This window comes from Ensifer sp. ENS07, from assembly GCF_014852185.1.
GTDB lineage: Bacteria > Pseudomonadota > Alphaproteobacteria > Rhizobiales > Rhizobiaceae > Ensifer > Ensifer adhaerens.
Map to the genome: position 1 here is coordinate 1 of NZ_JACVBE010000029.1, position 12,763 is coordinate 12,763.

Sequence of the window (12,763 nt, forward strand, 5' to 3'; positions counted from 1 at the left end):
AGACGCCTAAAAATTGCGCCGCGGCGGGAGTGTAACTCCGGTCGGGCTACGCCCTCCCTTCGTCACACCCCCGCCGCCGAGTCTCATCCTGATTGACGCTGAATCTCACCTTGATTGCCGCCGCGCATCGGCCGGGTTGAGTTCGGGCAAATTTAGGGCAGCGGCAGGATGGTGATCTTTTCGGGTACGACGAAGGTTTTGGACATATACCAACCAGCCTTATCCACGATGCGGACTTCGTGCGCATCGTCGGCGAAATGACGGGCAATTTAGGCCAATGCTGGGTCATGGCGGAGGTATCGCACCATGGAACGACCAGTATAGCCGCTTTACCAAGCTTCGGGCAGATGGCGCCGAAGGCTGATCGTGTCGCTGGTCGTGCGAGGCGACGGGGCGGGTTAGCGAGAAGCCGTATTACAGGGTTAAGCTCTGTTCCTCGCCGTCAAAATAGCCGCTAGGACAGAAATCACAGACTCCAAGTCGCTTGGCTCACCCGTTTCCGGATCGAAGTAACGTGAATGCAGAAGATAGGCCGCCGCAAAAATTTCCAAAACTGACAGGCGGCGGCTGCGGCGTAAACATTTCTGGCGATCATCAGTAACGCCCCAACCGGCATAAAACGGCAACCCGACGCAGCTTACTGGTATACCGCGAAGAAGTGCTTCAAAGCCCATCAGTGAGGTGATCGTATAGACGTGATCCACAGTATCGAGAGCGTCAGCCGGTGCCACGTCCTCGCCTAGAATGACACAAAGGTCCGATACCTCTGCCGGGTCCGAAACATTAGTTCGGGTGCCGTGCAAGACCTCCGGGTGTGGTTTGTAAATGATCTCAGAACCTGGATTTTCGAACGCAGCAAGCCGAACAAGATCGTTGTTGGTCACAGGTCGCTCGCAACCAAAAGCAATAGACTCATCTGATTCAACTTGCCCTATTACGAGAATTCGCCTCCTCGTCTTCGCCCCAAGAATCGCACTTAAATCTATATGCTTTCCAAGATTGTATTTGCTTACACGAAGATCAAGCAAAAGTTGAATACACCGACTTGCCCGTTCCATTAATTCTTTGTTGGCCGCGAAATCAAAATTCTGTAGCGTCTCCTCAAGTTCCGAAGGGTTCTGTGCGTCGTAGTGTACTGTTCGGCGATCAATAATCAGCGATGCGGGTGCAGCTTTATGGGCGCCAAGTGATACTGAACGGACAAAACCGTCCTCAACGTAGTAAAAAGGGATGCCGAACAGCCTGCAGAACGTCTTGAGAAACGGCGGATGCTTGAATCCCCAGACAAATACCTCCTGTCTAGGGGACAAAAGCAGACGAAAAGGCCAGCCACGCTTCAACATCACGTCGGGGTTGCGACTAACTACCCGACATTTCCTGCCCGGGAACCATCTCGGCATGTAATCTTTCCACGGCTCAAAACCGAAGAAAGTGGCTATGCGCGCCATACACCACTCCGAATTATCGACAGAGTTTCGGCTGATGAAGCCCCATATGACAATGCGATCTGCCAGGTTGTTGTTGAGTTCTAAAACGCTATAAGACAGTTCTGTTGCCCCACCAGGGCAACTCATCTGGGACGATAAAAAATGCCTACACTCTCTCTACGACGCCCAACCGCAGTGCGCAAGCCTCCTCTCTTCCTATTTGGGTTCAGCCGCTGGAAGACACACATGTGCGACTGGTTCCCCGACGACGATGTGGTCTTCGGCTGCGTGAAAGCCTGGCCTCTTGAGTTCGAATTGTACTGGAAGTGGCGCCTCCTCCGCGATCCGCGCACCAAGGTGTTGGCATGGCAATACAAGGGACCGGTGCAGCTTAAAAGCTTCTGCGCCTTGAATGATATTCCCTTCCACTATGTCGAAGATGGATTCCTCCGCTCTGTGCAGCTCGGAGCTTTGCGGGTACCGCCCCTTTCTCTCGCCTTCGATACGCAGGACATGTATTTCAATTCGCTAGGGCGCACTGATCTCGAAGACATTCTCAACACTTACGATTTTGACGGCGACACCGCCCTGATGCGGAGGGCAAGCAACGTTCGGGAGAAACTCATTGCCAGCCGGCTAAGCAAATACAATTCCGGTCAATGTGTAAACGTAGCCTCTGTATATGGCGAGAAAACGCGAAAGCGCGTATTAGTCATTGGCCAAGTGGAGCGCGACGCATCGATCGCCTTCGGGTGTGCGCAGAAGGTCACCAACAACGACCTCGTACGACTTGCCGCGTCCGAGAATCCTTCTGCCCAGATCATCTACAAGCCGCACCCCGAGGTGCTGAAGGGCACTGCAAAGGCGGCTTCGGACCCGAAACTGGTACGGGATATCGCGCTGTTGCTTAAACAGGATATCAGCCTTGCAGACGCGCTTGATACGGTCGATCATGTATATACTATCACCTCGCTCTCGGGTTTCGAGGCGCTGCTGCGCGGGATCCAAGTGACGACGATCGGCTGTCCCTTCTATTCCGGATGGGGACTGACGGATGATCGTCAACCAAATCCCCGCCGGAACCGAAAGCTCTCTATCAACGAGCTCTTTGCGGCCGCCTATATTCTTTACGCCAAATATCTCGATCCGATCACGAAGGAACCGATACAGATCGAGCGCGCTTTGGAGGTCCTAGCCAGAATGCGGACCGAACAGCCCCGCGCTTGATCGTCGGATGCGGCATGAACTACGGACCGCCATTCGTCACCTGCTCAGGCTGCTGGAGGCCGAGGGAGCCATTCGGCCAACCGACGAACAAGACGCACTCAGCAGAGATCTGGCCAGGTTCGATGCCTACATGCGTGACGTCGCAGGCTTAGCGGAGACCACACGGCGGCAACGCGGGTTGATTGTCGGCAGATTCCTCGCTCAAACGTTCGGCGCGGACGATATCGACGTCACGAAGATCGATCCCGTAGCCTTGAGGCGGTTCGTCCTGGGTGAAGGTCGCGATTGGGGCGCCGGGGCGGTGCGCGTCGCTGGCAGTTCGATAGGCTGTTATCTGGGGTACCGCCAGATGTGCGGTGACGAGGTCGCCAAGCTTCTGCAAGCTATCCCACGCGCAGCGCACTGGCGTCTGGCGTCACTGCCCGAGACATTGTCACCAGCCCAGATCGATGCGCTTCTGGGATCGTTCGATGCGGGTCTGCCATCTGGTCGGCGGGCCTATGCCATGCTGAGATGTGTCACAGACCTTGGCCTTCGCTGTGCGGAAGTGGTCAAGCTGCGCATCGAGGATATCGATTGGCAGAACGGAACGATCACGATCGCGCGCTCCAAGACGCATTTCACAGACTGTCTGCCGCTACCCAGGGCAACGGGTGAAGCAATCGCCGACTACGTGAGACACGAACGGCCCGAGACGGTAAGCCGCGCGGTCTTCGTCCGCCATGTCGCACCCTATGATCGGCCGGTCCAGGCAGGAGTAGCCCAGCGAGCAATCATCGCCGCGTTTCGGCGGTGCGGTTGGGATCGCAGCGAACCGCATGTTTTGCGCCATAGCGTAGCGAGCCGACTGTTGCGCGAGGGCACACCGATGAAGCACATCGCCGATATCCTACGCCATCGCATCCTCGACACTTCAAAGATCTACACCAAGATTGATTTCGACCGGTTGTCGGCTGTCGCTCTGCCATGGCCAGGGAGGGCGTGATGACGACGAAGATGACAATGACAATGAAGGAATATGTCGCCGCCTACCTGCTCGAGCGCTCCATGCTCGGCTTCAGCGTCAGCGGCCCAAATGCACAGCTGCTGAGTTCCTTTGCCGTTTTCGCTGACGAGCAGGACTGTCGCAGGCTAACCAGTGACCTCATCATCAACTGGGCAAAGGACAGATCGGGCATCAACCAACCCTTCACCTGGGCTGGACGACTGGCAATCGTGAAGCCGTTTGCGGCCTACATGACGCGCCTGGATCCAGCGACGGAGTTTCCGGCGACACCGATATTCGGCAAGTCACGGCGGCGGTTGACGCCTCACATCTATACCGACGACGAGATTCTCGGTCTGCTGGCCGCCGCCCGAGCTCTCCAAGCAAAAGGCGAACTGCAATCGGTCGTGTTCGAGACACTGATCGGATTCATCGCCGCAACCGGCCTGCGCATTTCGGAGGCGATCAACCTGCGCTGCTGCGATGTCGACATCGAAGCTCGCTGCGCAACGGTGCGCATGACCAAGTTCCAAAAGTCTCGGCATGTACCATTCCATCGGTCGGTCACCGAGGCACTTGAGTCATATCTACAGATCCGAGGACGCTTCGTGAGGCAAGAGGCGGAGCAGGCCTTCTTCACCGTCGCTGGTGGGCAAAACCTCAAAAAGCGCACCGTCCACGGCGTCTTTCAACGACTGCGCGCGGCGGTCGGTATCATACCGCGCGGCTCCCATTCGCATGTTCGTATTCATGATCTGAGGCACACCTTTATTTGCCGGCGGTTGGAGCGCTGGCAGGCCGAAGGATGCGACATCGATAACGCCATCGCCGCGCTCTAGACCTACGTCGGCCACGCCAAGGTATCGGATACCTATTGGTACATGACCGCCATCCCCGATCTGATGGCTATCGCCGGATCACGCTTCGAAGGCTTCGCTCTCGGGGAAGATGGCCATGTCTGATCATAAAACGCCGTCCCTTTCCCCCCTCGTCCAACGATTCTTCCTTGAGCAGCTTGGCCAACATCGCGCCGTCAGCCGCGAGACGGTTGCCGCCTATCCCGACACGTTGAGGCTGCTCCTGGGCTTCGCAGCACAGCGATTACACCGAACGCCAAGCGCGCTCACGCTGCTGGAACTTGATGCGCCGCTGCTCCTGGCGTTTCTTGATCATCTCGAGAAGGAACGTAGCAACAGTGTGCGAAGTCGCAATGCGCGCCTCGCGGCCATACGGACTTTCCTAAAATACGCTGGACATCACGATATCGGCGCTCTGGCTACCATCGAACGGGCGCTCGCAATCCCCCAAAAGCGATTTGAGCGGCCGATGGTTGGCTTTCTGTCGAGAGACGGGATCCGCACCATCATCGAGGCCCCGGACGCCAAAACTTGGGCTGGCGAAAGAGATCGGGCCATGTTCAGCACCCTGTACAATACAGGCGCGCGCGTTTCAGAGATGATTGCAGTGCGCTGGGGCGATGTCGTGCTCGAAGGACAGCCGGCTGTCCATTTACATGGCAAAGGCCGTAAGGACCGATCAGTGCCGTTGTGGCGAACAACGGCCGCACTGCTTCGTAGTTGGCGCCGGCGGCTCGGTGAGCCCCGGGCCGATGCGATGCTGCTTCCGAACCGCAGCGGTGACCGGATGACACGCTCGAACGTGACCCAGCGGCTACAGCTTGCGGTCGAGGTGGCGGCGTGCAAGCACCCGGCGCTCATCGGTCGGGCAGTAACACCACACGTTATCCGCCACACGACGGCAATGCATCTGCTGCAGTCCGGCGTGGATATCACCGTCATCGCCCTCTGGCTCGGCCACAGGACACCGCGACGACGCACATGTACGTTGAAGCGGACCTCACGATGAAAGAGAAGGCGTTGATGAAGCTGCAGCCCGCCGGCGCCTCTGCTGGACGTTTCCGAGCCTCCGACGAGCTAATAACCTTTCTACGGTCGCTCTGATTATGTTGAGATCATCGTGGCGGACACGGCCGCCGTGCTGTTTCCGCTACGATACCTGCACATAATCCGGAGCTTCGCATAATTCCTGTTATGCAAACCTTTGCATAAGAGGAAGAACTCCGTCTTCGCCGGTAGCGACGGCGGGGGGACGGACCTGGGCAACCATCGCGACGATGCTGCAGACAGCATTATGCCGCGCGCGGCATAATGCTGTCATGATCAGCGTTGCCATGAAGGCGGCGCGATCAGCACCACGGTCGGAGCCGGCAAAGAGCCATGCCTTCCTGCGTTCCAGAATGTTGTTATCGATCGGAATCCTGCCGTCGCTGGTGTAGCGTGTCAGGTAGTCCATTGGTTCAAAGTGTAGGACACTGCGTCGCCGAGCTTTGTATCCGGCACGACCTTCGGCCCGATGTCGTCGAGCCACGCCCTCAGGGCGGTCAGGACAGGCAAGCTGTGCTGTTGCCGGAAACGGTGAATGCAGTCGGCCTGCGTTTCACCGACGTCGGGCTTTTCGTCTCGCGCCTGCCTTTCGATCCGGTAGAGCTGCTCGAAGAACCGGAGGGCTTGCTCCGGCGGGCCGTTTCTTTCTGGCTTTGAGGGCCTCAACGAAGCGCCGCCGGGAATGAGCCATGCATCCGACATGGGTTGCGCCATACAATGTGCGCCACGGGGTGGAGCCATCGCTCACCAATATGCCGCGGTAGTCACCAAGGAAGGTCTGCGGGTGGACCTGGCCGCGGCCAGGCTGATAGTCGAGAAGCACGGTCGGCTCGTCACTGTCCTCACCGCTCCGATAAGCCCACATATACGATGTGCTGGTGGCCTCCTTGTCCTTTTCCTTGAGGACCTGAACCGTCGTCTCATCGCCATGAATGAGAGGCTGCCATTGAAGCCGCAGTTTTAGAGCGTCATAGATGCGGTGCAGATGCCTCTCGCTCAAACCGATAACCCAATGAGCGAGAGCCCCGCGGCTGATCGGAACGCCGGCCCGCTCGAATGTCTGCGCCACGCGGTAGAGCGGTGTACCATCGACGTACTTATGGACGAGCGCGAAGGCCAGTGTCGAGGCCGTCGCGATGCTGCCCGGCAGGGGTTGCCTCGGCACCGGTGCGATCACGACGGGCGTGTTGATCCCGGTGCGATCGCAATGGCGGCAAGCGTTCTTGAACCGCACATTCTGCAGGACCTTTGCCTTGATCTCAATATGGAGCTGCTCGATAACGGCCTCGCCCATGCGATGCATTTGACTATCGCAGCATGGGCAAGCCTTCTGATCGTCGGGAAGGTCATATTCGACACGCTCACGCGGCAAGTTTTCCGGCAGAGGTCTGCGGCCCCGCTTTACGAGATCTGTTAAATAAATAGGGGCTAGGGGCAGACCCATTGAACCCAAATCGATGATACTGCACTTCTTTGACAAGTTTATGGCTGATAGAGCTATTTGCTGGGCTCCCATCCAGATATGCTTCGAAAAGATGTGGAGGCCAGCGCCGGAGTGCCGGCGTCGGCGCGATGGGTCGTGCTGCAAGGCTCTTGCGGACACTCTTGACGACTGTTTGGAGGCCTCATTCCTCGCGAAAAGCATGTTGCATTTGGTCAGTGAATGGCTTGGTTAGATAAGACATGACACTGCGGCTGGCGATCTTGATGAAAGCTTCGGCAGGCATCCCGGGATAGAGGGAAAATCCCCTCAGCTTGGCTAGGCTGTCCGCCTTTGGCCGTATTCTGAGCGGATAGAAGCTAGCTCCGGTTCGCTGGTCGGTGACGAGATCAGGAGCGACCGTTGTGACCTCTCCCTCGACCTCGGGTGTGGTGCGCTGGTTGAAGGCGGTGAAACGCACTTCAACAGTTTGCCCGACGCGAATCTGGTCGATGTCGTGGGGAGCCACCCTCGCTTCGACGGTGAGGTTCTCAGCATTCGGCACGACAAGCATTAGCGTTTCCCCAGGATTGACGACGCCACCAATGGTGTGAACGGCGAGCTGATAGACCCGGCCGGGGAGTGGAGCAGTGATGTCAAGCCGACGCAATTGGTCGGCCGAGGCAGTCCGGCGTTCTTCATACTCAGCAACTTTCGCTTCAACGTCCGTCAACTCCTTGGAGACTTCGGTACGCCTGTCTTCATCAAGCTGCAAAGCCTGTAGGTCGAACTCGCTCGACCGTCCGTGCGCCTGGGCTCTCGCGGCGATCTGCTTTCCGCGCTCGCCCTCAAGTTCCGTGCGTTGTCGTTTCAAAATGGTGACTCGTTGGAATGGTACCAAGCCTTGACCGTAGAGAGAATCGACGCCATTTAATTCCTCTGAAATTAACTTCAACGCGTCCTCGATCGCCTTCAATTGAACGGTGAGTCCTTCGATTTCGTCGGCGAGTTGCGCCTTTCTAGACGTGAGCTGTCCTTTCATGCTGGTTAGCGCGGCGCGGCGGCTCGCGAAAAGTCTCTTCTCACCTTCCGCAAGCCTCGCTGCGGCTCGACTTGAGATGAATTTGGCAAGGTCTTCGTCAATATCGAAGGATGGCAAGCCGACCTGTTCGGCCTGAAGACGGGCACGGCGGGCATAGAGCTGCGCCAGGGTGTTTTCTACAATCGCGAGATTGGCCCGGACGGTCGTGCCGTCAAGGCGGATCAGCACTTGACCAGCCTCGACACTATCGCCCTCTTTGACAAGCAGTTCGCCGACAATACCGCCGGTCAGGTGTTGGATCTTCTTGACGCTATCGTCGACCACGACGACGCCCGTGGCGATGATCGCACTTGATAGGTCAGTCGTCGTGGCCCATCCGCCGACGCCGGCGACGAGGGCAATCGCAAGTGCGAAGACGCCCACCGTGTGGTGCGACAGCGAACGATGCAAGCTAGTTGAGTGCCGCGTGATCCTGCTCATTGCTTCGCCTCGTGGCCGTCTGCAACGATTTTAAATGACGACGGCGGCGTAAGCTGCTGCGGGCGGAGCACCTTCGCTAGGACTTCGTCCTTCGCACCGAAAACCTGCATGCGGCCCTCATTCATCATGAGTATTAAGTCTACGCTCGACAGCGCGCTCGGGCGATGGGCAATTACGACAACAATACCGCCCCGAGCACGCACCTTCATTATCGCTTCGCCCAATGCGTACTCACCCTCCGCATCGAGATTTGAATTCGGCTCATCAAGAACAACGAGGAAGGGATCGCCGAACAGCGCTCTCGCGAGCGCCACGCGCTGGCGTTGGCCGGCTGAAAGCAACATGCCGGCTTCACCGATTTCCGTGTCATACCCGTTCGGCAACCTAAGGATCAGGTCGTTGACGGCGGCCGCTTTAGCCGCCGCAACTATTGCCTCGGAAGTGGCGTCGGCAGCGAACCGACAAATGTTCTGTGCGACAGTTCCGGCGAAGAGGCCCAAATTCTGTGGGAGATAGCCCACATGCTTGCCGAGCGCCTCGCTGTCCCATTGGTTCAGGGCCGCTCCGTCGAGGCGGACCGAGCCTCGATGGGCGGGCCATAGGCCCAGTATGGCCCGGGCCAGTGAGGATTTGCCCGATGCACTAGGCCCGATGACCGCTAAGGCGCTGCCTGCGCGGATGGTGAAGGTCGTATCTGTGACAACAATCCGTTGCGTGGCTGGTGGACCGCTCGACAAATTCTCGACACTAAGATATTTATGGGGGCCAGGCAGAACCATGGATGTCTCGTCTTCGGGCAGCGCTTTGAGTAATCCCGTCAGTCGCGCCCAACTTTGTCGCGCGGCGACGAGGCTGCGCCAATTGGTGATCGCAAGTTCCACCGGAGCAAGCGCCCGGGCCGTCAGGATGGAGCCGGCAATGATGATTCCGGGCGTCGCCTGCTCTTCAATGACTAGTACGGCGCCCGCGGCTAGCACACCCGACTGCAGGGCCATACGGAAGATTTTCGACAGCGCCGCATATCCGTTGCCAATATCGGCGGCCCGCCGGCTCTCATCGCGGAAGACCGCGTTGCGTTGCTCCCAGAGTGCTGCCAGCGGCTCAACCATTCCCATTGCCTGCACCACCTCGGCATTGCTCTGCGACGATTGAGCGAAAACGTTGCGAAACCCCACAGCCTCGGATGCCTTTTCCGCAGGCGCCTGAGTGCTGCGATTGGTGAGGTAGGTGAGAAGGATTAATATGAATCCGCCGCCGATCGCGACAAGGCCGATGATGGGGTGAAACAGGAAGCAGATGAGAATATAGAATGGTAGCCACGGGAGGTCGAAAAGCGCAGCCGGGCCGGGGCCTGAAAGGAAAGATCGGACCTGATCGAAATCGCGAAGCGCCTGAAGACCGTCGCCATGGATTCGGAGTTTTAACGGTGCCTTGACAATGGCACGATAGATGCGTGTGCCCAACGTTTCATCAAGGACGCCGGCAATGCGGACCAACATCCGGCCCCGGGCGAGCTCAAAGGCTCCCTGAAAGCTGTACAATAACAAGGCGAGAAGACTAAGTGCGATCAATGAGGGGATGCTTCGGCTCGGTAGGACCCGGTCATATACCTCGAGCATAAAGAATGAGCCGGTGAGATAGAGGATGTTGACGAGTGCGCTCGCGGTACCCACGGCGATGAAGGCCCCCCGGCAGTCGCGCAAAGCAATCAGGGGGGTGGTTTTTCTGTTGTTCGATGCTGCCGCGAATTCAGGCACTGAATGATGTCTCCCATAGTCGCGTATGGCTGAAGGCGGCCTTTTGCCCGATTCGCCATGAAATCACAGGTCGAGCTATGTCTCACCATCTCTAAGCGTTCAAGAAACGCTTCAATGACTTAGAGGAAAACGGTATGCACGAAAATATTTATTCCATTTTCCTAATCGATTAGCATTGTGCTTCTTTCACGAAATTCAGTCCCATCATTTGCGCTAATGAAGTGTTGTGCAAGTTTTGTGAGGATGTAAAAGACCTCTATAGAAAAGTGATGGGATTAGATAGGTGTTATCAAGGCGCAATATCGAGACGCGACGTTTAGTAAAACTATCTTTCTACCGCACTGGGAACGGTCGCGATGAACTATGATCCGGGAGTGGCAGGCGTCCTCTAGGTGTGGAAGGTGAACCTGTGGCACGGGCAACGATATTCGACCGGACGACACGCAAAGTCTCGCAGACGGTCTTCAGGAACGCAACATCTGTTTATGGAGTGGAGTGGCCCGCCCCGTCTCCCGGATCGAATATGATGCTGGCGTCAAAGGAAAAGAACGAGCCGATATCTATCGTGACCATTGGAATTGATCTGAATAGAATTGCAGTGTAGTTGGTGCCGACGCAACCGGCGCGGCATCGCTCGTCGGACGATGCGTCGGCAGACGCTGATTGATTACGCGGCGTAAGCTCCCGACGTGTCTAATCGCGATGAAAGTGCTGTGGCGCCGATCATCTGGGGCGCTTGTTTGCGGCACAGGACCGCAAGTTCGACTAATTTCGTCGGAGTATGTTCGCCCCTATTTCATACAAATGGCCGGCGAAGGTCGCTCGTCGAACAGTTTGTCCTGCTAAATATCCACATTCCTAGCGTCGCTTCTGATGCGGAACGTCGCCGTGCAGCCGACGCTCGGAACTACCATGCAGGTGCCGTCAAAGATAAACGAGTAGACGTGCTGACCGATATCAACTCCACGAAGGCCACCTTCAACTTCACACTGGACCATCTTACCTTTCGAGGGGACCGACGAAAGGCGGGCCCCCGGATTACCTGAGAGATGTCGCCGACATACTGACATGGGATGGCGGAATCCACCGGTTTCTTGTCGATGTCGTCTGCCATAACGCGTTCGACCACATCCGGATCGCATTGTGTCCTTTCGACCGGACTTTACGTTATCGGCGTGACGAATGAGCCGTGTACAGGTGCCCAGCAATCCGTTTCCACGAATGCCATCGCAGCGTAACGTTCGCACCTCCGCCAACGTTGACCATTTGTCCACTTGCACCGCAATGCTGGAGGACAGAACCGAGAAACTGTAGGGCGTAGGTTTTCGAGCCAGTAAGGCCGTTCGCACGCCAATGATCCCGCGCATTGCCGACTATTGCCGCGCGCCTTCCCACCAGCGTTGAAATCGGAAACAACGGCTTGACCGCAACGACAGAGCCACTGGCTCCCCAGAAGGCGCCGAAACTGCACCTCCGGGGTCGTTTGTCGGTGTGCGTTCGCAGACGGTGGCAGGCGGATGGCTCAAACGGGTTGGATCTGGGCTACACTCAGACAACATGGACCTGCGCCACTGCCCACCCTCGACGCGCTGCAGTATCTCCTTGTTTGAAGACTGATGGATGGCCGTACGCCCAATGATATGGTTGGCGCTCTTGCGAACCTCGGAATTCACGGCAAAAACGTTTGTTCGCCTGTAACTAGAATGGGTTAATATTCGTCGCGCTCTGGCTGCGATAGAATCCACTTGCCGTGAACTACCGAAATTGAACAAAATGTTGTTACAAATTTGAACCACACGCCGTTGTTTCTTGAATGAAATTGCGCGCGGATATTGGGATGGAAACTCAAATCACATCAGGTGGACGCTATGGCAATAATCAATGGAACAGCGGGAAACGACAATCTCTTTGGCGTCGCAAATGAAAGAAATAACATAAGTGGCCTGGCCGGAGATGACTATCTTCAAGGAGGCGATCTAAGAGATCTCCTTTTCGGCGGCGATGGAACTGACAATTTATATGGTGCGGCTGGCAACGACTTCCTCGCCGGAGGCGTGGGAAACGATTACCTTTTCGGCGGTGACGGCGCTGATGAACTTCATGGTGAGGCGGGTGATGACTTTCTCTATGGCGAGGAAGGCGACGACTACCTTTACTCCGAAAGCGGTAACGACACATTAAATGGCGGGACTGGCGACGACTATTTCTACTTGCAGGGGGTGATTGGCGAGACCAAGACCGTTTTTGGTGAGGAAGGCGATGATCGTATCTATGCTGCTGCGAGTAGCGATTCTCTTGATGGCGGTCGCGGTCAGGATTGGGTGAGCTACATCAATTCAGATGCAGCTGTAAACATTAACCTGTTGACCGGGATTGGATCGGGAGGATACGCCGCCGGGGATACCTATCGATCGATCGAGGACGTTCAGGGCTCACTTTACAATGACAAGCTGACAGCAAACGGTAACTATAACGAAGTTTTCGGCTACGATGGTGACGACCTAATCGAAGGCGGAGCTGG

The 12,763-nt window shown here is 56.8% G+C and carries 8 protein-coding genes and 1 pseudogene; 5 read left to right on the top strand and 4 right to left on the bottom strand.

Annotated elements, in window-relative coordinates; genetic code table 11:
- Positions 1-422 precede the first annotated feature (422 nt).
- Complete coding sequence (locus tag IB277_RS37065; RefSeq protein WP_192373311.1) at positions 423-1,448, bottom strand: capsular polysaccharide biosynthesis protein; 1,026 nt, start codon at positions 1,446-1,448, stop codon at positions 423-425.
- Positions 1,449-1,622: 174 nt separating this feature from the next.
- On the opposite strand from IB277_RS37065, the gene IB277_RS37070 reads away from it, so the two are divergent.
- The 4 genes from IB277_RS37070 (at position 1,623) to IB277_RS37085 (ending at position 5,505) form a co-directional block, all read left to right on the top strand.
- Complete coding sequence (locus IB277_RS37070; RefSeq protein ID WP_192373320.1) at positions 1,623-2,654, top strand: capsular polysaccharide biosynthesis protein; 1,032 nt, start codon at positions 1,623-1,625, stop codon at positions 2,652-2,654.
- Between the two features lie 7 nt (positions 2,655-2,661).
- A complete protein-coding gene (locus IB277_RS37075) occupies positions 2,662-3,639 on the top strand; it encodes a site-specific integrase (protein ID WP_192373313.1) in 978 nt (325 codons plus the stop codon).
- Positions 3,639-4,478 carry a tyrosine-type recombinase/integrase gene (locus IB277_RS37080; RefSeq protein WP_192373314.1) on the top strand — a complete coding sequence of 280 codons (840 nt, stop codon included), beginning with the start codon at positions 3,639-3,641 and terminating at the stop codon, positions 4,476-4,478. The genes IB277_RS37075 and IB277_RS37080 overlap by 1 nt, the downstream gene beginning before the upstream one ends.
- 115 nt (positions 4,479-4,593) lie before the next feature.
- Complete coding sequence (locus tag IB277_RS37085; RefSeq protein ID WP_246812915.1) at positions 4,594-5,505, top strand: tyrosine-type recombinase/integrase; 912 nt, start codon at positions 4,594-4,596, stop codon at positions 5,503-5,505.
- Between the two features lie 291 nt (positions 5,506-5,796).
- On the opposite strand, the pseudogene IB277_RS37090 reads toward IB277_RS37085, so the two are convergent.
- The 3 genes and pseudogenes from IB277_RS37090 to IB277_RS37100 all read right to left on the bottom strand — a co-directional run.
- Positions 5,797-7,188 (bottom strand): annotated as a pseudogene (locus tag IB277_RS37090) (IS66 family transposase); the annotation flags it as partial.
- Positions 7,169-8,485 carry an HlyD family type I secretion periplasmic adaptor subunit gene (locus IB277_RS37095; RefSeq protein WP_192373316.1) on the bottom strand — a complete coding sequence of 439 codons (1,317 nt, stop codon included), beginning with the start codon at positions 8,483-8,485 and terminating at the stop codon, positions 7,169-7,171. The pseudogene IB277_RS37090 and the gene IB277_RS37095, both read right to left, overlap by 20 nt.
- The gene (locus tag IB277_RS37100) at positions 8,482-10,242 is read right to left on the bottom strand and encodes a type I secretion system permease/ATPase (RefSeq protein ID WP_192373318.1); all 1,761 of its coding nucleotides are present in this window, start codon (positions 10,240-10,242) and stop codon (positions 8,482-8,484) included. Before IB277_RS37100 ends, IB277_RS37095 begins: the two co-directional genes overlap by 4 nt.
- A gap of 1,868 nt (positions 10,243-12,110) precedes the next feature.
- Between IB277_RS37100 and IB277_RS37105 the strand changes: the two genes are divergently transcribed.
- Positions 12,111-12,763 (top strand): calcium-binding protein (locus tag IB277_RS37105; protein WP_305853048.1); only part of this gene is annotated, 653 nt, incomplete at its 3' end.

Bases quoted from the DNA above. Each gene is read 5' to 3' on its own strand.
- IB277_RS37095 (WP_192373316.1), bottom strand. From the start codon at position 8,485: ATGAGCAGGATCACGCGGCACTCAACTAGCTTGCATCGTTCGCTGTCG.
- IB277_RS37075 (WP_192373313.1), top strand. From the start codon at position 2,662: ATGCGGCATGAACTACGGACCGCCATTCGTCACCTGCTCAGGCTGCTG.
- IB277_RS37080 (WP_192373314.1), top strand. From the start codon at position 3,639: ATGACGACGAAGATGACAATGACAATGAAGGAATATGTCGCCGCCTAC.
- IB277_RS37085 (WP_246812915.1), top strand. From the start codon at position 4,594: ATGTCTGATCATAAAACGCCGTCCCTTTCCCCCCTCGTCCAACGATTC.
- IB277_RS37065 (WP_192373311.1), bottom strand. From the start codon at position 1,448: ATGGCGCGCATAGCCACTTTCTTCGGTTTTGAGCCGTGGAAAGATTAC.